Origin of the sequence: Pseudosulfitobacter pseudonitzschiae (genome assembly GCF_900129395.1) — a bacterium.
Classification (GTDB): domain Bacteria; phylum Pseudomonadota; class Alphaproteobacteria; order Rhodobacterales; family Rhodobacteraceae; genus Pseudosulfitobacter; species Pseudosulfitobacter pseudonitzschiae.
This window is the reverse complement of the sequence record NZ_FQVP01000004.1, coordinates 358,427-378,297: the sequence shown is the minus strand read 5'-3', so window position 1 is coordinate 378,297 and position 19,871 is coordinate 358,427. Positions and strand designations below refer to the sequence as shown.

At 62.3% G+C, this 19,871-nt stretch carries 17 protein-coding genes; 8 read left to right on the top strand and 9 right to left on the bottom strand.

Features of this window, described 5'->3' with window-relative positions:
* Positions 1–38 precede the first annotated feature (38 nt).
* The 3 genes from BUC08_RS13590 to BUC08_RS13580 are packed head-to-tail and all read left to right on the top strand — an operon-like array spanning position 39 to position 2,496.
* A complete protein-coding gene (locus BUC08_RS13590; RefSeq protein ID WP_037922983.1) occupies positions 39–659 on the top strand; it encodes an HAD family hydrolase in 621 nt (206 codons plus the stop codon).
* Entirely contained in the window at positions 656–1,576 is a 921-nt protein-coding gene (locus BUC08_RS13585; RefSeq protein WP_037922980.1) for an ornithine cyclodeaminase family protein, read from the top strand. The genes BUC08_RS13590 and BUC08_RS13585 overlap by 4 nt, the downstream gene beginning before the upstream one ends.
* A complete protein-coding gene (locus tag BUC08_RS13580; RefSeq protein ID WP_037922978.1) occupies positions 1,573–2,496 on the top strand; it encodes an alpha/beta fold hydrolase in 924 nt (307 codons plus the stop codon). Before BUC08_RS13585 ends, BUC08_RS13580 begins: the two co-directional genes overlap by 4 nt.
* Here the strand turns inward: BUC08_RS13580 and BUC08_RS13575 are convergent.
* On the bottom strand, positions 2,493–3,743 hold the full coding sequence (locus BUC08_RS13575; RefSeq protein WP_037922976.1) for an MFS transporter: 1,251 nt from the start codon (positions 3,741–3,743) through the stop codon (positions 2,493–2,495). The two genes, BUC08_RS13580 and BUC08_RS13575, sit on opposite strands and share 4 nt — an antisense overlap.
* Before the next feature lie 148 nt (positions 3,744–3,891).
* On the opposite strand from BUC08_RS13575, the gene zapE reads away from it, so the two are divergent.
* Positions 3,892–4,959 carry a cell division protein ZapE gene (zapE, locus tag BUC08_RS13570; protein WP_037922973.1) on the top strand — a complete coding sequence of 356 codons (1,068 nt, stop codon included), beginning with the start codon at positions 3,892–3,894 and terminating at the stop codon, positions 4,957–4,959.
* Here the strand turns inward: zapE and BUC08_RS13565 are convergent.
* The 5 genes from BUC08_RS13565 to BUC08_RS13545 all read right to left on the bottom strand — a co-directional run bounded on the left by BUC08_RS13565 (position 4,944) and on the right by BUC08_RS13545 (position 11,910).
* On the bottom strand, positions 4,944–5,468 hold the full coding sequence (locus tag BUC08_RS13565; RefSeq protein ID WP_143186745.1) for a hypothetical protein: 525 nt from the start codon (positions 5,466–5,468) through the stop codon (positions 4,944–4,946). The genes zapE and BUC08_RS13565 overlap by 16 nt on opposite strands.
* 150 nt (positions 5,469–5,618) lie before the next feature.
* Positions 5,619–6,893, bottom strand: coding sequence for a bifunctional folylpolyglutamate synthase/dihydrofolate synthase (locus BUC08_RS13560; protein WP_037922967.1), 1,275 nt, complete (start codon positions 6,891–6,893; stop codon positions 5,619–5,621).
* Complete coding sequence (gene accD / locus BUC08_RS13555; RefSeq protein WP_037922966.1) at positions 6,890–7,849, bottom strand: acetyl-CoA carboxylase, carboxyltransferase subunit beta; 960 nt, start codon at positions 7,847–7,849, stop codon at positions 6,890–6,892. The genes BUC08_RS13560 and accD overlap by 4 nt, the downstream gene beginning before the upstream one ends.
* Before the next feature lie 60 nt (positions 7,850–7,909).
* The gene (locus BUC08_RS13550) at positions 7,910–8,815 is read right to left on the bottom strand and encodes a CPBP family intramembrane glutamic endopeptidase (protein ID WP_037922965.1); all 906 of its coding nucleotides are present in this window, start codon (positions 8,813–8,815) and stop codon (positions 7,910–7,912) included.
* Positions 8,812–11,910 carry an ABC transporter transmembrane domain-containing protein gene (locus BUC08_RS13545; RefSeq protein ID WP_051694001.1) on the bottom strand — a complete coding sequence of 1,033 codons (3,099 nt, stop codon included), beginning with the start codon at positions 11,908–11,910 and terminating at the stop codon, positions 8,812–8,814. The genes BUC08_RS13550 and BUC08_RS13545 overlap by 4 nt, the downstream gene beginning before the upstream one ends.
* A gap of 187 nt (positions 11,911–12,097) precedes the next feature.
* On the opposite strand from BUC08_RS13545, the gene ilvD reads away from it, so the two are divergent.
* From ilvD to BUC08_RS13525, 4 genes are all read left to right on the top strand, one after another.
* The gene (ilvD, locus tag BUC08_RS13540) at positions 12,098–13,861 is read left to right on the top strand and encodes a dihydroxy-acid dehydratase (protein WP_037922964.1); all 1,764 of its coding nucleotides are present in this window, start codon (positions 12,098–12,100) and stop codon (positions 13,859–13,861) included.
* Entirely contained in the window at positions 13,842–14,438 is a 597-nt protein-coding gene (locus tag BUC08_RS13535) for a hypothetical protein (protein ID WP_051693999.1), read from the top strand. The genes ilvD and BUC08_RS13535 overlap by 20 nt, the downstream gene beginning before the upstream one ends.
* Before the next feature lie 118 nt (positions 14,439–14,556).
* On the top strand, positions 14,557–15,315 hold the full coding sequence (locus tag BUC08_RS13530) for a DUF6478 family protein (protein WP_037923454.1): 759 nt from the start codon (positions 14,557–14,559) through the stop codon (positions 15,313–15,315).
* A gap of 15 nt (positions 15,316–15,330) precedes the next feature.
* Entirely contained in the window at positions 15,331–15,702 is a 372-nt protein-coding gene (locus tag BUC08_RS13525) for a hypothetical protein (protein ID WP_037922963.1), read from the top strand.
* Positions 15,703–15,850: 148 nt separating this feature from the next.
* Here BUC08_RS13525 and BUC08_RS13520 read toward each other — a convergent pair whose 3' ends face one another.
* From BUC08_RS13520 to gpmI, 3 genes are read right to left on the bottom strand one after another with little or no spacing between them, the layout of a single operon-like run.
* Positions 15,851–17,185: a S41 family peptidase gene (locus BUC08_RS13520; protein ID WP_037922961.1), complete on the bottom strand. Its 1,335-nt coding sequence runs from the start codon at positions 17,183–17,185 to the stop codon at positions 15,851–15,853.
* A 6-nt stretch (positions 17,186–17,191) separates the two neighbouring features.
* Positions 17,192–18,322 carry a murein hydrolase activator EnvC family protein gene (locus tag BUC08_RS13515; protein WP_037922960.1) on the bottom strand — a complete coding sequence of 377 codons (1,131 nt, stop codon included), beginning with the start codon at positions 18,320–18,322 and terminating at the stop codon, positions 17,192–17,194.
* A complete protein-coding gene (gene gpmI / locus BUC08_RS13510) occupies positions 18,319–19,830 on the bottom strand; it encodes a 2,3-bisphosphoglycerate-independent phosphoglycerate mutase (protein WP_037922959.1) in 1,512 nt (503 codons plus the stop codon). The genes BUC08_RS13515 and gpmI overlap by 4 nt, the downstream gene beginning before the upstream one ends.
* Positions 19,831–19,871 lie beyond the last annotated feature (41 nt).

Below are 19,871 nucleotides of genomic sequence, written 5' to 3'. Positions count from 1 at the left end.
TTCCCGCAGCGGAGACCGGCGCGGGAAAGGCAAGATATATGACCATCAAAGCCGTCGTATTCGACATCGGAAACGTGTTGATCGAGTGGCAGCCGGAGCGTTTCTTTGACAGCGTCATCGGCGGTCAACGTCGCCGCGAAATGTTCGCCAACGTGGACCTGCACGGCATGAACGACCGCGTCGACCTGGGCAAGAACTTTACCGACACTGTTATGGCAACCGCCGATGCCAACCCCGACTGGGCAACGGAAATCCGCATGTGGCACGACCGCTGGATCGACATGGCAGCGCCCGCCATCGACCACTCGGTCCGGCTGATGAAAGCGCTGCAAGCCAAAGGCACGCCGGTGTTTTCGCTGACCAACTTCGGCATCCAGACCTATGACATCGCAGCCGAGGTTTATCCGTTCCTGCGTGAATTCGACCGCGACTTCATCTCGGGGCACATGGGGGTGATCAAACCCAACCCGCAGATTTTCCAAATGCTGGAGGATGAAAGCGGCCTGTCCGGGGATGCGTTGATCTTTGCCGACGACCGCGACGACAACATCGCCGCCGCCGCAGCGCGGGGGTGGAAGACGCATCTTTTCAGAAATCCCGAAGGCTGGGCCGCCCGTCTGGTGTCCGAAGGGCTTTTGACCGAGGACGAAGCCAAATGAGCCATATCCCCATCATCCCCTTTGCCGAAGGCGAGGCGCTGCTGGACTGGATCGGCCTGACCGATGCGCTGGCGGCGGGCCACGACCTGCCCCGTGCCGAAATTGGCGACACGTTTCTTTACCGTGATCCCGACACGCTGTTGAGCCGCTCGGCGTGGATTGACGGTCTGGGCATCGCGGTGAAATCGGCAACGATCTTTCCGGGCAATCCGGCGCACAGCAAGCCGATGGTGAACGGGGGTGTGACGCTGTATGCCGACACCGATGGCACGCTTGAGGCGATTGTGGATTTCCACCTTGTGACCAAGTGGAAAACCGCAGGCGACAGCCTGACCGCCGCCCGTCGGCTGGCGCGCCCGGACAGCGAAAACATCTTGATCGTGGGCGCGGGCACCGTGGGACACAGCCTGCACGCGGCCTATTCCGCCGCTTTCCCCAATGCACGCTTCACCGTCTGGAACCGCACCCGCACCAATGCCGACAAGATGGCGCAAGAGGTGGACGGCTTGCAGGTGGCGGACGATCTGGAGACAGCCGTGCGGGCCGCCGACATCATTACCAGCGCCACCATGTCCACCGAACCGCTGATCAAGGGCGACTGGTTGCAACCGGGCCAGCACGTCGATCTGATCGGCGCCTATCGCCCCGACATGCGCGAGGTTGACGACGCAGCCCTGCAAAAAGCACGGGTCTTTGTCGACAGCTTCGACACCACCATCGGCCATATCGGCGAGATCAACATTCCGCTGGAAAGCGGCGCGATCACCCGCGATCACCTGCTGGCCGATTACTATGACATCGCCGCGTTCAAACGCAGGTCGGACGACGAGATTACGCTGTTCAAGAACGGCGGCGGCGCGCATCTGGACCTGATGACCAGCCGCTATATCCTGGACCGTTGGAAAGCGGGCAAATGATAGGCTGGGTGCTGCTTTTGCTGGCTGTCGTTATCGCCATTCCACTGGTGATCGAACTCACCCGCAAGCGCATGACACAGGACACCCGCCGCGATGCGCTGGGCAAGTTTGCCACCCTGTCCCAAGGCGTGGTGCATTATGACTGGCTTGGTCCCACGCGCGGGCCGGTCTGTGTGTGCATCCACGGGCTGACCACGTCGTCCTATGTCTGGGGCGGCTTGGCGCGTGGGCTGGCGTTGATGGGCTTTCGCATCCTGATTTTCGACCACTACGGGCGCGGCTATTCGGACCGGCCCAAGGCGGCGCATGACGATGCCTTCTACCTGACCGAGCTTGAGGAGCTGCTGGCCCATGAAAACGTCGGCGGCGACATTACCCTGATTGGCTATTCGATGGGCGGAGCCATCGCCACGCTGTTTGCCGCAAACCACCCCGACCGCGTGCGCCAGCTGATCCTGCTGGCCCCTGCCGGCATGGGCCTTGTGCGGTCACGACTGAACCGGTTCATCACGCAGACCCCGCTGATCGGCGACTGGCTCATGCTGGCCTTTTTCCCGCGCCAGCTGCGCAAGGGGATCAGGTCCGAAGCTGCCTTCAAGACGCAGGTGGAAAACATCGGTGACAAGCAGCAGGCCGAACTGAACTGGCGCGGGTTCGTGCCCGCGGTTCTGTCCAGCCTGCGCGGCGTATTGGGGCATAACCTGAAGGCCGAACACCAGATCATCCACCGCGCGGGCATTCCCGTGCTGGCGATCTGGGGGCGCGAGGACACGGTGATTTCGATGTCATCCGTCGGCGTTCTGGCCGAATGGAGCCGCAACGCACATCAGGAAGTGATCGACGGCGCGACCCATGCGCTGACCTACACGCACGCGGATCAGGTGTTGCAGATCATCCGCGACAACCCGCCAAAGCTCTAGGCCGGTTTTGCCATCGGGCCACGGCCCAGAACCCGCTCGCGGATCGGCAGATGGACGATGGCGCTGAATGCGCCCACACCGACGCCAACCCACCAGACCATCGTATAGTTGCCGGTGATGTCGTACATGCGCCCGCCCAGCCAGACGCCCAGAAAGCTGCCCAACTGGTGGCTGAAAAACACGATGCCATACAGCGTGCCCATATACCGCAACCCGTAAATATGCGCGACCAGCCCCGAGGTCAGCGGCACGGTGGCCAGCCACAGCGCCCCCATCCCGACCGAAAACAGGATCACCGACAATGGCGTGATCGGCATCAGGATGAACAGCGCCGCAATCACGGTGCGCCCGACATAGATGCCCGCCAGCAGGTATTTCTTGGAAAACCGCTTGCCCGCCCAGCCGGCCGCCAGCGTCCCCACGATATTGGCTAGCCCGATCAACGAAATCGCCACCGCCCCCAGCGCCGAGGTGCTGGTGATACCAATGTTGTGCAGCACGCCACCCGGCAGGATCGGGCCGCACAGCTCGGTCACAAAGGCCGGAAAATGCGCGGTGATGAACCCCAATTGATAGCCACAGCTAAAGAACCCCAGGAAAATCAGCGTAAAGGACGGATCGCGAAACGCTTTGACCAATATCTGCCCCATGCTTTCCTCAAGCTCGGCCTTGGTCGCCGAGACCGGCGCACGCATCAGCGGCAGCGTCAGCAGCATCGCCATGATCGCGGCGGCAAAGGTCATGAACACCATCTGCCAGCTCATCATTGTCAGCAGCCATTCGGCCACCGGCGCGCCAAAGACCTGGCCCGCACTGCCCGCCGCCGTGGCAATGGCCAGCGACATCGACCGGTTGTCGTCACTGGCGGCCCGGCCCACCACGGCCAGGATCACGCCAAAGCCGGTGCCTGCAATGCCAAAACCCACCAGCCAGGCATAGGCCTGATGTTCCAACGGGGTGGTCGATCCTGCGGACAGCACCAGCCCGACGGCATAAAGCAACGCACCGATCACGATGGCCTTGCGATCACCGATCTTTTCCGCGATGGCCCCAAAAATCGGCTGGCCCACGCCCCACGCAAGGTTCTGGATCGCGATGGCCAGCGAAAATTCCGTCCTCAGCCAGCCGAATTCGGCAGCAATCGGAATCTGGAACACGCCAAAGGACGCCCGCACGGCAAAGCTGACCATGATGATAAAGCATCCGACCAGCAAGACGGGCGTGAAAAGAGGAGTACGGGGGGGCATCGTGCAAGCTCCGGCATTGGAATACGGAAACTCTTAGGGAAATGCGGGCCTTGGTCAAATCAGCATTTCAATTCGTCACGTCACAAAATTTGATGAGAACCCCGCGCCCCCTGCTTTTCAACGCGTTGACGCTCGGCTAAGGCAGGGCATGACCAAGTTCAGCACCATTTACGCGCAATTGACCGAAGACGGCACATTGCAATCCGATCCCGCCCAGTTGGCGGTGATGGACGAATTCGACCGCATCCAGCAGGCGCTGAACACGCCGGCAAAGACCGGCTGGTTCCGCAAAGCCCCCGAAGCCCCCAAGGGGTTGTACCTGTGGGGTGGCGTCGGGCGGGGCAAGTCGATGCTGATGGACCTGTTTGTCCAGCATCTGGACGATGTGCCTGCGCGCCGTGTGCATTTTCATGCTTTCATGCAGGAAATCCACGCAGCCCTGCACGAGGCGCATCAGAACGGCGTCGAGGATGCGGTGGCCCCCGTGGCGAAAAAGGTGGCCGAAAGCGTGCGATTGCTGGCCTTTGACGAAATGCAGATCACCGACATCACCGACGCGATGATCGTCGGGCGGCTGTTCCGCGCCCTGTTCGAGGCGGGCACATGCGTGATCACCACATCGAACCGCCACCCGGACGAGCTGTACAAGAACGGGTTGAACCGCCAGCTGTTCCTGCCCGCCATCGACCTGATCAAGGACAAGATGGTGGTCCACGAAATGGTCAGCCCGCGTGACTATCGGCAGGACCGTCTGGCCGGTGAAGAGCGGTTCTTTACCCCGATATCCGAGGAAACCCGCGCCACCATGGACGCAGTATGGCGCGACCTGACAGGGGGCGAGGCCGAACCGCTGGTTCTGAAGATCAAGGGCCGCGAAGTCGAACTGCCCGCCTATCGCAGCGGCATCGCCCGCGCGCCGTTTTACGACCTGTGTGGCAAACCCTTGGGGCCGGGCGATTATCTGGTGATCGCGGATACCGTGCGGGTGCTGATGATCGACAACATCCCGCGCCTGTCGCGCAGCAACTTCAACGAGGCCAAGCGGTTCGTGACCCTGATCGACGCGCTGTACGAGGCCAAGGTCAAGCTGATCGCCTCGGCCGCTGCCGTGCCCGAAATGCTCTATGTCGAAGGCGAAGGCACGTTTGAATTCGAACGCACCGCGTCGCGCCTGCGCGAGATGATGGCCGCGGACTGGGGTCAGCCCGAGGCGTAACGCACGATGGCGGCCAGCAGCCCCTCGGTGTCGACGCGCCCGTTGGCCTTGCGCATATGCGCCGAGACCACGAAGTCCCCGCGTCGCGCGGCAATGTTCAGCAGCGTGTCGATATAGGCGTCCGATTGCTCTTGCGACAGCGCGGACACCAGCAGCGATTGCAGCTTTTGGCCGGACCTGGGCGAATACCCGTACCAGTCCAGCACGCGGTCGGTCACCCGCTTGAGATCCACGGGGCGGCCTTCGGCGTCGGACATCCCGCCCAGAACCTGCGCGGTCGAGACGGGGGCCGGGTCCAGCATGGACGTGTCCGCACGGCTGACGTCGTGGGCCCAGTCCTGCGCCGCGACCGGGGACACGTCGTCCACCGAACCTTGCGACATCAATAAAAAGCTCATCCCTGCGATCAGCGCAAAGATGGCGCTGCCAAGGGCAAAAACGGTGACAGTGGGGGTCCGTTCTTCGTGGCGCGGCGCAAACCGCGTATCCGTGGCGGACGCCTGTGACATGCGGCGGTCCATAAATCTGCTCTCAGAATCTGGCGGTTTCGGGCGCAGCGCCCTCCGACCTTTTCTGCACCACATCTAGGGCCGATGCCGAGATAACGTCAATATAGGCGCATGCGAATGCCCTCGGCCTGTGGCAAGGAAGCAGCGGTTTCAGCCGTTTTCGCGCAGTATATTTCCGGCCAGATACAGCGACCCGCAGATCAGCACGCGCGCGTCGGGATCGGTTGTGAGAATCGCGTCCAGCGCCTGCGCCACATCCTGTGCCGTGCTGGCCTGCATCCCGGCCTTGGCTGCGGCCTGGGCCGTGGTTTCCGCGGGCAAGGTGTTCGCCTCGCCAGGGATCGACACAGCCGTGAGGCTGGCCGTGTGGGCCGCCAGCGGACGCAGATAGCCGCCGATGTCCTTGGTGTTCAGCATCCCGCAAATCAGATGTGTGGGCCGGTCCGGCAGGTTTGCCAGAACCTGTGCCAGCGCCTCGCCCGCTGCGGGGTTGTGGCCGCCGTCCAGCCACAGCTCGGCCTTGCCTGCGCGGTCGGCCAGCGGGCCGGTGCGCAAACGCTGCATCCGGGCGGGCCATTGCGCGTTGGTGACAGCGGCCGTGCAGGCGGCCTCGTCCAGTCCAAGGGTGCGCAGCACCATCAGCGCGGCACCGGCATTCTGCACCTGATGCGCCCCGATCAGGTTTGGCAACGGCAAATCCAGCAGGCCGCTGTCGTCCTGAAACGCCATCCGACCGTGATCCGGTCCGATCTGCCAGTGCTGGCCATAGACCATCAGCGGCGCGCCCAGACGGGTGGCAACGCCTTCGATCACCTCCAGTGCGTCGTCTTCCTGCGGGCCGACCACGCAGGGCACGCCACGCTTGATGATCCCGGCCTTTTCCCCCGCGATCTGGGTCAACGTGTCGCCCAGGAACTGCTGGTGGTCGATGCTGACCGGGGTGATCACCGTGACCGCCGGTTTCGCAATCACATTGGTGGCGTCCAGACGCCCGCCCAGACCGACCTCCAACAGGGTATAATCCGCAGGGGTCCGCGCAAAGGCCAGGATCGCGGCAACGGTGGTGATCTCGAAATAGGTGATCGTTTCGCCGTTGTTGGCGGCATAGCATTCATCCAGAACCGCACTCAGCGCGTCCTCGGTGATCAATTCGCCCGCCAGCCGGATACGTTCGTGAAACCGCGCCAGATGCGGCGAGGTATAGGCATGCACACGTTTGCCCGCGGCCTCAAGCCCCGCGCGGATCATCGCCTGGGTCGACCCCTTGCCATTGGTGCCCGCGATGTGGATCACCGGCGGCAAGTCGTTCTGCGGATTGCCCAGGGCATCCAGCAACCGCCAGACACGGTCCAGCGTCAGGTCGATGATCTTGGGATGCAGCGCCATCATCCGTTGCAGGATGACATCCGAACCGTTGGCGGTCATTTCTTGGACGGTGCCGGCGCGGGCTTTGCCGCTTTCTCGGGGGCGGGGGCCGGTTTGGGCTCTTCTGAGACCGGGTCAGGCGCGGGCAGGTCGCCTTTGACGGCGGGGGACAGCCCCAACAACATGCGGGTGATGTTGATCAATTCCTCGCGCATTTCGGTGCGTGGGGTCACGCGGTCCAGCATGCCGTGGTCCAGCAGGTATTCGGCGCGCTGGAACCCTTCGGGCAGTTTTTCACGGATGGTCTGTTCAATCACGCGCGGCCCGGCAAAACAGATCAACGCGTTGGGTTCCGCAATATGCACATCGCCCAGCATCGCATAGGACGCGGTCACGCCGCCCGTGGTGGGGTGGGTCAGCACGACGATATAGGGCAGGTTCGCCTCTTTCAGCATCTGCACGGCGACCGTGGTGCGCGGCATCTGCATCAGCGACAGGATGCCTTCCTGCATACGGGCGCCGCCCGCGGCAGAGAACAGAATCAGCGGGCGTTTAAGCTTTACCGCTTCTTCAGCGGCAGCGATGATCGCATTGCCCACATACATGCCCATGGACCCGGCCATGAAGGTAAAGTCCTGCGCGCAGGCGACGATGGGCGTGCGCCCGATCTCGCCGGTGGCGACCAGCATCGCCTCGGCCTCGCCTGTTGCCTTTTGGGCGGCTTTCATCCGGTCGGGGTATTTCTTCTGATCGCGAAAATGCAGCGGGTCCGCATTGGGCACCGGCACTGTGACCTGCGTAAAGATGCCCCCGTCGAACAACGCCTTGAAGCGGTCGCGCGGGGTGATGTTCATGTGATGGCCGCAATTGGTGCAGACGTTCAGATTGTCGCTGACCTCGCGGTGGAACAGCATGGTGCCGCACTCGTCGCATTTGGTCCACAAATTGTCCGGGGTCTCGCGGCGCGAAAAAATCGAATTGATCCGGGGCCGGACGTAATTGTTAATCCAGTTCATGAGTACACTTTCTGCTGGCCTGTTGGTCCCTCAGATAATGCCCATGCCCGACAATTGCAATCAACGGCGCAAGGCAAGGCGCACGGCCAGCCAACTGGTCAGCATGATGGCAAAGTCGACCGGCAGCCATTGCGCCACCGCCGTAGGGTCAGACATTCCAAAGGGCAGCACATACAGGGCAAGGCCGGACAGGTTGTCAGGCATGGCGGTGAACAGCATGGCAATCGCGTTGTTGACGAAATGCACGGCGATGGCAGGGCCAAGCGTTCCCGCGCGCGCGGTGAGGTCAGCCATCAACAGGCCGAATATGCCCGCCCAGAGGACAAACCAGATTGCGTTGTCGCCCGATGTTTCGGGGGAATAATGCCCCAGTGCAAACAGCGCAGACGGCACCACCATCCACACCAGCGGCGACGCGAACCGCGCCGCCAGTTGCTGTTGAAGGTAGCCGCGAAACAGCAGTTCTTCGGCGCTGACCTGCACAAGGATCGCCAGCAGAGACAGCGGCAGCAGCGTGAGCCATTGTCCAAGGGGCAATTGCGGCTGCATCGGCGGGTCCATGCCCCAGGGCGGCAGCACCCACAGCGCCACGTTCAGCAGCACCACCGCCACAACAGCCAGCCGCACCTGCGCCGCAAAATCGCGCATCGGCCCCAGCAGGGTCAGCGGCGACCGATGATGCAAGACGACCACCACGCAGCCCACGACCCCCAACATCAGGCCAAAGCTGAACAACAGCGCGAACATCCCGGCGGGCGTGCTGCCGGCTTGCAGATCTTCGGCAAAGCTCAGCGCCGTTTCGGGCGGCAAGATCGACAGCAGCAGGGTGACATAGATCTGGCTCAGCACCACATAGCCGACGCCGCCCAGCAGCAAGCCGACAACCAGCCGCCACAGCGCAGGATGAGCGCGCGCAGGCGCAACAAAGGCCTGATGCGCGGCATAAGCGGCGGGCGGACGGATCATTCTTCATCCTCAAGCGACGGGGCGACCGGACCGGTGGGCGTCGGCATGTTCACCCGCGCATCCCGCAAAAGCTCTGCCGCGCCGGTCAAATGGGTGCCCACGGTCTGCAGCAGGTGCAACAGAACTTTCGGATCGTTTTCGTACACCGCGCGGAATTCCTCGGCCCCCAGTCGCAGGAACTTGCAATCGGTTGTGGCGGTCAGGTCCATCTGGCGCGGTTCATTCATGATGATCGACAAATCGCCAATCACCCGACCCGGGTTCACGATTGTGATGGGATGGCTTCCGCCTTCGTTGTCCTGGTAACTCATGACAGCCTGCCCCGTGACGCACAAATAGGCCGCATCGGCAGGGTCGCCTGCGGAAAACACCCGTTGACCCGCAGCCACAGGATACCACTGCGCGGCAAAAGCCAGCAGACGCTGGTTCCGACCGTCCATTTTGCCGAACAATTCGGTGCGCCCGATCATGCGAAGCTTGCGCCGCAGATCATCGGCGCCTTCGCCGTCTTCGTCTTCGGCATCGTGGCTTAGAATACCGTCAATGCGTCCGTTCTTGATCTCGACGAACAGGTCATAAGCATCCGGATTTTCAAAGGATTCTTCCATGAAGATCAGTGTTGAATCAGGCAAGAGATCGCGCAGACCGGCGCGCGCAGCGCTGCGTTGCGCGCTGTTGTGGCTGGCCAGCGCCCGGTCCAGCACCAGGATGTCCGGCCGCTTGATCGCGGCACGGCTGAAGGCTGCCCGCTCCTGGAACATGGTTGGAATCTTCACCCCGGCCAACCCTGTGGGAATATCAAAGATCGTTTCGGCCACCAGTTGTTGCAGATCCTGTTCAAGCAGCAGATCCATGACCAGGCTCTCAATCTCCTTGGCGCGCGCGCCTGCCATCCCCGAGATCCGCCCGTACAGGGCATTTTCCAGTATCGTCATGCGCGGCAGGTAGTTTTCCGGCGCGATGGGGATGAACATATCGTCCATCAGGGCCAGCAAGGTCGCCCCATGCTCGTGGCGGATCTTCAGGATCTCGCCTTTGAAACTCTCGGGAAAGGCCGGGCCGAACTGTTCCGCGGTCAGCGCGAAAGGCACTGTCAGGAACAGCGCGAATTCCTCGTCGCTCAGCGCTGCGTCCCCTTTTTCACGGCGCCGCTCGGCAATATCGGCGAGCCGGTCGTACATCTCTTCCTCGATGCCCAGCGCCATGAACAACGGGTGGTTGGTGCCGTCGCGACCAAAGGTCTGCAACAGCGTTTCCATCAGGGTCTGCGAGATGGCGATACCCTGCTCGGCCAAACCCTGCTCCGAGACAAGCCGCAAAAACCGGCCTTCGTCCACCAGCGCCTGCTGGCTGATGCTGTACCGCGGCGCGCCAAACAACAGGTTGCCGCCCAAGGGCACCGTCGGGTTGAATTTGTCCGGGGAAAACCGGTGGACCGCATCGCTCAGGCCGGACGCATTCAACCGGCGCTCGACTTCGGGGCGCAGCGCAACGATGGCCGTGGCCAGGTCGGGGTGCAAGGCGGCATCTATGCTGGTGCCCAACATACGCCGCACCATCTGGTCTTCGATCCCGATCGCATTGATCAATTTGAACCACCAGGCGCGAATGTCTTCCGCGTCGTTCAGACCTGCCAGACCGGGATCAACCCAGTCGGCTATCAGGCTGTCGGTGCTGTTGCCTGCACGCTGGGATTCAATGGCTTTCTTGTCCTTGTGACCGGGGTCCCAAAGGACAGTGCGCGGGCTGGTCATCAACGGCATCAACAGGTTGCTGCCCAGGCTGCCGTCGAACAGATAGGGCCGGGAATGGGCATAGCCGATCCGCGCGGCGATCACCGCCTGATGCAGGTCGGCCAGATCATGATCGGACATGATCACATGCCCCCGCGATGGCGTCACTTCGCGGGTCAACAATTCGGCCAGCGCCGTCCGTTCGGTCTGGTTGGCGACCTGTATGGCGACACGCGCCTTTGCCGGAATTGTCAGCTTGATATTTTCCAGAACCGAATTGCCGTCCGCATCGCGCACCGACACGTTGTCCAGTACGATGTTGCCGTCCAAATGCGGGATGGTCTTGGGGCTGCCTTCGAACTTGTCGGCCTCGATCATGCCCTTGGGGTTGAACCTCTCGGTCACAACATCCCAGCGCACCGACATGTCCTGCACCTGGTTGTAATAGGTCAGCAGTTCCTTCCACGGGCTGGACAGGTCTTTGTAGGCCGCCAGCGCCGCAACCAGCGCACCGACAGAGATCTGCCCGTTGATCGCAAGATATCCGCCCACCGAATAGAAAAAGAACGGCGTAAGCTGCGTGATGAAGTTGTTGAGGAACTTCATGAAGAATTTCTTCTGGTAGATCTTGTAGCGCAGCTCGAACAGCACCCCCAGACGGTCCGTGAACTGCGCCAGCCGGTAACGCCAGCCGCCGTTGGTCCGCAGGTCGGTCACGCCGGCCGCACTTTCGCCAATCTCGGCGGACAAGGCGCGCACCTGCACGATCCGCGCCTTGTTCAGCACGTTGATCTGCCGTTGCAACATGGGGATCAACCAGGCCTGCAACGGGATCAGCGCGACGCCAGCCAGCCCGAACCAGATGCTCTGGGCAAACAGGAACACCACGATGATCGCCATCTGCCCTGCCTGAAAGATGGGTTGCGCCAGCGCGTCGCCCATCAACCCGCCCATCGGCTCGGCCTCGGAGGTGACCATGCTGACCAATTCGCCCTGCGAAGTGGTGCGGAAATAGCTGCGCGGAAACCGCATCATCCGCGCGATCAGCGTATAGCGCAGGCGGCGCAGCATCCGCTCGGACACGATGCCCTTCATCGTGTTCAGGCGCATTTTCAGCAAACCATGCGCCAGAACCGCCGCCAGATAGATGCCACAGAGCAGCATCAGGAACTGCACCTGCCCCATGTTCACTCCCCACAGGGTGACCGTGTCGGAATCCGCACCGATGGCATCGTTGATGATCCGCTTGGGCAGTTCCAGCGTGGCGTAAAGAAAGGGGAAGGTGATCAACGTGACCAGCAGCAACAGCACCTGATCGCGTTTCGAATATTTCCAGATAAAACTGAACAGTGTGCGTTCCATGAACCCGCCTGATTTGCCACGCGGGCCTGTGGGACGTTCGGTAAGCCAAGTTATGTCCCGCTCTGGGTGAAATCAAGCTGCCGACCTGTGCATCTGCGGCCTGTGCCCTGTGCGCGAGATGCCTTGCATCTTGTGCCCCATAGTTCTGGCCGTTATTGCAAGGACAACGCATCATCGGGAGGCCAAAATGCTCAAGGGCAAGTTCGACAAATCCAAATTGCCAAGCCGTCATGTGACCGAAGGGCCCGCACGCGCGCCGCACCGGTCATATTACTATGCGATGGGCATGACCGAAGAGGAAATTCACCAGCCTCTGGTCGGCGTTGCCACCTGCTGGAACGAAGCGGCCCCGTGCAACATTTCGCTGAACCGTCAGGCTCAAGCGGTCAAGATGGGCGTAAAATCCGCTTACGGCACGCCGCGCGAATTCACCACGATCACCGTCACCGACGGGATCGCCATGGGCCACGAAGGCATGCGGTCGTCGCTGGCTTCGCGCGAGGCGATTGCCGACACGGTCGAGCTGACCATGCGCGGCCATTGCTATGACGCGCTTGTGGGTCTGGCCGGTTGTGACAAATCGCTTCCGGGCATGATGATGGCGATGATCCGTCTGAACGTGCCCTCGGTGTTCCTGTACGGCGGGTCGATCCTGCCGGGTCGCGTGGCCAAGGGCGCTTCGGTGCCTGCGGAATACCTGGACCGCGACCTGACCGTGCAAGACATGTTCGAAGCGGTTGGCCACCAGCAAAACGGAACCATGACCGAGGCCGAGCTGGACATTCTCGAACGCGTCGCCTGCCCCTCTGCCGGTGCCTGCGGTGGCCAGTTCACCGCCAATACGATGGCCTGCGTGTCCGAGGCAATTGGTCTGGCACTTCCCAACTCGTCGGGCATGCCCGCCCCATACGAGTCGCGCGATGAATACGCCAAGGCGTCGGGCGCTGCGGTGATGAACCTGATCGAGAAAAACATCCGCGCGCGTGACATCGTCACCCGCCAGTCGCTGGAAAACGCGGCACGCGTCGTGGCCTGCACCGGTGGTTCGACCAACGCCGGCCTGCACCTGCCCGCCATGGCACACGAGGCCGGCATCGACTTTTTCCTGGAGGACGTCTGCGACATCTTCCGCGAGACACCCTATTTCGTCGACCTGAAACCCGGCGGCCAATACGTGGCCAAGGATCTTTACGAGGCGGGCGGCATCTTTGTCGTGATGAAGGAGCTGCGCAAGGCGGGCCTGATCCACGAAGATTGCATGACCGCCACGGGCTATTCCATCGGCGAAGAACTGGACAAGGTCGCGCTGGAAGCCGACGGCAAGGTGATCTACCCGATCGAAACACCGCTGACCAAAACCGGCGGCGTTGTGGGCCTGAAAGGCAACATCGCGCCCGAAGGTGCCATCGTGAAGGTTGCGGGCATGGAAGCCCAGCACCAGATCTTTACCGGCCCCGCGCGCGTCTTCGAATGTGAACAAGATGCGTTCGAATCTGTACAACAACGCACCTACGAAGAAGGCGACGTGTTCGTGATCCGCAACGAGGGCCCCTCGGGCGGTCCGGGTATGCGCGAAATGCTGGCAACCACGGCTGCGCTGTCCGGTCAGGGCATGGGCAAGAAGGTGGCGCTGATCACAGACGGCCGTTTCTCGGGCGCAACACGCGGGTTCTGCGTGGGTCACGTCGGGCCAGAAGCCGCACATGGTGGACCGATCGCACTGTTGAAAGACGGTGACGTGATCACCATCAACGCCATCGAGGGCACCATCAACGTGGCGCTGAGCGATGACGAACTGGCCGCGCGCAAGGCCGAATGGAAAGGCCCGCGCGAGACAATCTATGGCGCAGGCGCGCTTTGGAAGTATGCGCAACTGGTTGGCGCGACGTACAAAGGGGCGGTCACCCACCCCGGCGCCAAGCTTGAGCGGCATGAATATTGGGACCTGTAAAGGTGCCATCCTTGCGGGGCTGATGGCCCTTGCGGGATGTGATGTGGGCGGCGGCGCAACCTCTGCGCCGCCGCGCCACGCCGTGATGGCCAATGGCGCGCTGACCCTGGTTGCGCCCGAAGGATTCTGCATCGACAAACGCAGCCTAAAGTCCAGCTTTGCCCTGCTGGCGCGGTGCGACACCTTGGGGGACCCCGATGGCGCCTTTGGTGCGCCGCTGGGGCTGATCACCGTCAGCCTGTCCACCGCACCGGCGGGTGCGCCGTCGATCACCGCCCAGTCGATGGAAGCGGCCCTGTCGGACGGCACGGTTCTGGACCGACGCGAAACCAAGGACGCCGTGTTGCTGCGTGTGCGGGGCACGGCCCCTGCCCGCGAGGGACTTTCGGCGACCCACTGGCGTGGCACGGGTCAGGTCGGGTCGCATCTGGTGGGGCTTGCGATGTACGGTGCCGATGACAGCGGTGCCACCGGAGCAGAGGGCGGCCAGCTGCTGGACCGGTTGATGCAACGCACCCGCGCGCAGGCGGCGGCACAAGTGGTCGCGGCAGGCCAGACATCGACTGCGACAGAATAGATTCAGAGACAGAAAATCGCCTCGCATGGGCGATTGCCGGTTTATTTGACCGAAAGCATTTCGTTAGATACCCCCACGCGCAAGACCAGAGGCGAAGCGGCCCGTGCCAGAAAACAAGATCAGTCTGCTAGAGCGTTTGTCGCACAAACGGACAATGCGCCGCTGGGCGCGTGCCGCGCGCAATGCGCGCAATGTGAACCTGCACACCCTGCGCCAGCTGCGCAACAGTGCCCGCCTGATGCGCGCCCATATCGACCGCCTGATCCATACAGCCGACGAACGTCTGGCCCTGCCGGTGATCGGGTCCACCAGCTTTGCCAAACCCCACAATTCGGACTGGGCCTGGCGCCCGGAACTGTGGCGTGGCCCGCTGCACCGCCCCGGCATGTCGTCGGTCCAGACCAAGTCGATGCTGGGCAGCGAAGTCACCTTGTTTCACGACTGCAAGCTCAGCGAACTGACCCTGCGCCAGATCCGCAACACCCGCGAGGAGGACATCGCCCCTTACGGTCTGCGCATGGATGTTTTCCGGTTTGACGGTTCGTTCCTGTCACTGGTCGTCGACCTGCCTGGCGGGGCGGCAGAGGGCTTGCGCCGCACCCATCTGGTGCGCATGTCCTGCATTGTCGAGATGGAAAAACCGCTGGAAATCTTTGCCCGCCTGAACATCAAGCATGGCCCCAACACCGAACAAATCGTGCGCGAACTGCCCCTGCACGAAGAGGATATCGTGGTCGAGTTTGACCTGGCCTATTCCAACCTGAATGAAAAGCGGGTCGAAAAGGTCTGGGTCGATCTGATCTTTGAGGGGCCAGAGATGAACCAGGTGATCCTGCGTGATCTGACATTCTCGCGCCGCCCCCGCGCCGCCCTGTAACGAAAGGCCCATATCATGAGCAATCTGACTGTCACAGGCACCAAGATCACCAACGGCATCTGGCAGGGCATCGTCAGTTCGGACAGCAAGGAGGTTCCGAAACTGGACGTGCGCCTGCTGGACAAACCTGTGGCCAATGTGCAGCTGACTGAAGATCCCGCGCAAGGTCACTGGCTGTTGCAGGTGCCGATCCCCTCTGACGCGATTACCGAAGGGGTTCAGACCTTTGTGATCAGCGACGCGGACGACGGCACCAGGCTGGCGCATTTTCACCTGATCGCGGGCGAAGTGCTGGGCGATGATATCCGCGCCGAGATGGACCTTTTGCGGGCCGAGCTGGACATGCTGAAACGCGCGTTCCGCCGTCATTGCGTCGAAACCGCCTGATCCTGTCGCTGTAGAAAGGGGAATTCGTTTTGAATTCCTGCTGTCATCCGCATCGGATGACGGGCCACCTGTGCAAAAATTCAGATTTCGCTGATGTGATCGCCGGATAGAAAAAGGGCGACGCATTTGCGCCGCCCGTTTTCCTTGATCAGTTCTTGGGGCCCAGTGCCGACAGCCCCTTGAGGATGTCGATGGCATAGGCCAGCTGGTAATCCTCTTCGCGCAGTTCTGCGGCGGCTTCTGCCTTGGCGCGGTCTTCCTTGATCTGCTCGATCTCGTCCTCGCTCAGACTGTCGTTCGAGATCGCCCCACGCAGGTCCGCTTCGGAACGCAGCAATGCGGGGCCGTCGTCTTCCTCGGTGGTATCCGGCTCGCGGCGCGGCTGTTGCACGACGATGTCGGGGCTGACGCCGAGCGATTGGATCGACCGGCCCGATGGGGTGTAATAGCGCGCCGTGGTCAGGCGCATCCCGCCGCCGTTCTGCAACGGCATCACCGTCTGAACCGACCCTTTACCAAACGACTTGGTGCCCACGATGATCGCACGACGGTGATCTTTCAGCGCACCGGCCACGATTTCCGAAGCCGAGGCCGAACCACCGTTGATCAGCACGACAATCGGCTTGCCCTGTGCCAGATCACCCGGCGTGGCGTTGAAACGGTCGCCATCGGCGGCTTCGCGGCCACGGGTCGAAACGATTTCACCCTCTTCGAGGAAAGCATCGGACACTTTGATCGCCTGGGTCAGCAGTCCGCCAGGGTTGTTGCGCAGATCAACAACAAAGCCGTTCACGTTGTCCATACCACCCAGTTTTTCAACTTCTTCGGCCAGCTTCGCCTCGAGGTTGGGGAAGGTTTTTTCGTTGAACGTGGTCACCCGCAGCACAACGGTTTCGCCCTGAACGCGGGCACGCACGGCTTGCAATTCGATGGTGTCGCGGATGATCGACACGTCGAAAGGTTCCGTTTCACCCTCGCGCACCACGGTGATGACGATTTCCGAACCGACCGGCCCGCGCATCTTTTCGACAGCCGCGTCAAGGGTCAGGCCCAGCACGCTTTCGCCATCGACGTGCGTGATGAAATCACCTGCTTCGATGCCCGCTTCGGCAGCAGGCGTGCCGTCGATGGGCGAGACGACTTTGACAAAGCCTTCTTCCTGCGTGACCTCGATGCCCAGACCGCCAAATTCGCCGCTGGTCTGCACGCGCATGGCGTCCGCGTCCGCCGGGGACAGATAGGACGAATGCGGGTCCAGCGATGTCAGCATTCCGTCGATGGCCGCCTCGATCAGCTCTGACGGCTCGACTTCCTCGACATATTGCGAGCGGATGCGCTCGAAGATGTCCCCAAACAGGTCGAGCTGCTCGTAGACGCTGGAATTGCGTGTTGCCTCTTGTGCCAGCAGGGGGCCTGCGATCTGCGTCGTGGCGATCGCACCCGCCAATGTGCCACCCAATGCGGCCATAACGAATTTTCTCATCAGACTTTATCCATCCTTACCTTGGCGGAACCACGATGCCGGGTCCTGCGGAACGTTGTCTTGTCTTACTTCTATATAGAGCGTTTCGGAACGGGCAGTGCCAGCGCCTTCACCTTCCTGTGACATTTCAGTTGTCGCCGAGCCTGCAGAAAGCCCACCCATCAGCCCAATCGGTGCATCTGTCGCCACCACTTCGCCGGTTTCGACATAAACAGCCCCCAGACCGGCGAGGATGAACAACGTATCGGGCTGCGGTTCGAGAATCACCACCTGCCCCAGATCCAGCAGCGGCCCCTGGTAGCGCACGGTCGCAGCTGTGGGCGAGGTGACCAGCGCGCCGGGGCGGGTGCCCAACAGGATACCGGGGCGCCGGATGCCTGCAGCGTCGGCCTCGTTCGCGCCACGCAGAACGATCCCCTGCGCGGGCAAGGGCAGGTCACCGATGCGTGCCGCCAGATCCGGCAGGCTGATCGACTGTTCATTCTGCGCAATATTCGACACGCCCGAGGCAAATGCATCCAGCGTTTCCGACGATTCGATCAGAATGGCCGTGTTCACCGGATCTTCGGTAAAACGGCGCGGCAGGTCGGTGCGTTCGGCCAGCGCCTTGGACAGGGCGGTGCGGGCGGTCTGCACTTCGGTCAGGCCCTTTTGCATCTGCGCCGTCGCTTGGGTCTGGATCGCGCGCAGGTTCTTCACATCTTCCAGATCACGGCGCAGGGTGGACGCGCGGGCGTTCAGCGCCGGTGTCAGTTCGGCCAGAAGCATCCCCGCCCGTGCGGTGCCGGTCGGTCCGTCGGGATGCAGAAAGGACGTGGGCGACGGCGTGCTGCCGATGGTTTGCAATGTGCCCAGAAAGCCCGCGATTTCGCTGTCCCGCGCCGCCAGTTGCCGCGTCAGCTGGGTCTCTCGCAGGGACGCGCGTCGCAGCCCGTCACGCATGGCGGCCAGCCCCGCCTCATATGCCTTGATCGTCGCGGTCAACGCCTTGACGCGGTCGCGGGCGCTGTCGGCTTCTTCCAGTTGCGCGGCGGCCTCTTGCAACTGCGCACCCGCATCACGGGCCAGCGCGGTCGCATCCTGTGCGAACAGGGTCGCAGGCCACAGGCAAACCAGAAGGGCAAGCGCGCGGATCATGTCAGCAGGTTGCTCCCGGTCATCTCGTCGGGTTTTTCCAACCCCATCAGATGCAACAGCGTCGGTGCAAGGTCGGCCAGACGCCCAGCCCGCAACGTGCCTTGGGCCCCGACCACGGCCACCGGCACAAGGTTCAGCGTGTGCGCCGTATGCGGCCCGCCGGTTTCGGGGTCGATCATCACTTCGCAATTGCCATGATCCGCCGTCACGATCATCGCACCTCCCGCCGCCTCCAGCGCCGCCACGACCTGTGTCAGACCACGGTCCACGGCCTCGCAGGCCGCAATCGCGGCGTCCAGATCACCGGTGTGACCCACCATGTCGGGGTTGGCATAGTTGACCACGATCAGGTCGTAGCCGTCGCCGATGGCCTGCACCAGATGCGCCGTGACCTCTTCGGACGACATCTCGGGCTGCACGTCATAGGTGGGCACGTCGGGACTTTTGGGCATGTAGCGGTCTTCGCCTTCGGCCGGCACCTCTACGCCGCCGTTCAGGAAGAAGGTGACATGGGGGTATTTTTCGGTCTCCGCGATGCGGTACTGGCGCAGCCCGTGCTGTGCGACCCATGCACCCAGCGTGTTGACGATGGCAGGCTTGGGATAGGCGGTCTGCATATAGGCGTTATGCTGGTCCGAATATTCGGCCATCCCCAGCAACCCCGCCCATCGGGGGCGTGTGCCCACATCAAAAGCCGCAAAGTCAGGCGCGCCGACGGCTGCCATGATCTCGCGGGCGCGGTCGGCGCGAAAGTTCAGACAGAACACGCCGTCGCCATCCTGCGCGCCTGCATAGCTGCCGATCACCGTGGCGGGGATGAATTCATCCGTGGTATCAGCGGAATAGGCCTGTGTCACCGCATCCTGCGCATCGTCGGCCCGCGCACCTTTGCCATGCACAATGGCGTCAAACGCTTTTTGCACGCGGTCCCAGCGGTTGTCGCGGTCCATGGCGAAATAACGCCCCGTGACAGTTGCGATTGTGACGCCATCGGGCAGCGCATCGGTCAGCGTGTGAAAATACCCCTGCGCCGACTTGGGCGCCACATCGCGGCCATCGGTCAGCGCGTGGATTTTCACCGGCACGCCTGCGTCGACACAAGCCCTGGCCGCCGCGATCATATGGTTCAGGTGTCCATGCACCCCGCCATCCGACACGACCCCCATCAGATGCGCGGTGCCGCCCGTGTCTTTCAAACCTGCGATAAACGCCTGCAAGGCGCTGTTTTCAAAGAACGAGCCATCCTCGATCGCCAGATCAATCTGGCCCAGGTCCATCGCCACCACCCGGCCCGCACCGATATTGGTGTGCCCGACCTCGGAATTGCCCATCTGCCCCGTCGGCAGGCCCACATCCGGCCCGTGGGTGATCAGCGTCGCATTGGGGCACGTCGCCATGATGCGGTCAAAGGTCGGCGTTTTCGCCAGAGCGGGCGCGTTTCCCGTGGTCTCCTCGCGCAGACCCCAGCCATCAAGAATGCACAGAACAACGGGTTTTGGGGACATGATGCGGCGCGACCTTTGTGACTATTGTGTGGCGTTCTAACGCA

What these genes read in the sequence shown, in the direction of transcription:
- BUC08_RS13590 (WP_037922983.1), top strand. Translation starts at nt 39, where the DNA reads ATGACCATCAAAGCCGTCGTATTCGACATCGGAAACGTGTTGATCGAG.
- BUC08_RS13585 (WP_037922980.1), top strand. Translation starts at nt 656, where the DNA reads ATGAGCCATATCCCCATCATCCCCTTTGCCGAAGGCGAGGCGCTGCTG.
- BUC08_RS13580 (WP_037922978.1), top strand. Translation starts at nt 1,573, where the DNA reads ATGATAGGCTGGGTGCTGCTTTTGCTGGCTGTCGTTATCGCCATTCCA.
- BUC08_RS13575 (WP_037922976.1), bottom strand. Translation starts at nt 3,743, where the DNA reads ATGCCCCCCCGTACTCCTCTTTTCACGCCCGTCTTGCTGGTCGGATGC.
- zapE (WP_037922973.1), top strand. Translation starts at nt 3,892, where the DNA reads ATGACCAAGTTCAGCACCATTTACGCGCAATTGACCGAAGACGGCACA.
- BUC08_RS13565 (WP_143186745.1), bottom strand. Translation starts at nt 5,468, where the DNA reads ATGTCACAGGCGTCCGCCACGGATACGCGGTTTGCGCCGCGCCACGAA.
- BUC08_RS13560 (WP_037922967.1), bottom strand. Translation starts at nt 6,893, where the DNA reads ATGACCGCCAACGGTTCGGATGTCATCCTGCAACGGATGATGGCGCTG.
- accD (WP_037922966.1), bottom strand. Translation starts at nt 7,849, where the DNA reads ATGAACTGGATTAACAATTACGTCCGGCCCCGGATCAATTCGATTTTT.
- BUC08_RS13550 (WP_037922965.1), bottom strand. Translation starts at nt 8,815, where the DNA reads ATGATCCGTCCGCCCGCCGCTTATGCCGCGCATCAGGCCTTTGTTGCG.
- BUC08_RS13545 (WP_051694001.1), bottom strand. Translation starts at nt 11,910, where the DNA reads ATGGAACGCACACTGTTCAGTTTTATCTGGAAATATTCGAAACGCGAT.
- ilvD (WP_037922964.1), top strand. Translation starts at nt 12,098, where the DNA reads ATGCTCAAGGGCAAGTTCGACAAATCCAAATTGCCAAGCCGTCATGTG.
- BUC08_RS13535 (WP_051693999.1), top strand. Translation starts at nt 13,842, where the DNA reads ATGAATATTGGGACCTGTAAAGGTGCCATCCTTGCGGGGCTGATGGCC.
- BUC08_RS13525 (WP_037922963.1), top strand. Translation starts at nt 15,331, where the DNA reads ATGAGCAATCTGACTGTCACAGGCACCAAGATCACCAACGGCATCTGG.
- BUC08_RS13520 (WP_037922961.1), bottom strand. Translation starts at nt 17,185, where the DNA reads ATGAGAAAATTCGTTATGGCCGCATTGGGTGGCACATTGGCGGGTGCG.
- BUC08_RS13515 (WP_037922960.1), bottom strand. Translation starts at nt 18,322, where the DNA reads ATGATCCGCGCGCTTGCCCTTCTGGTTTGCCTGTGGCCTGCGACCCTG.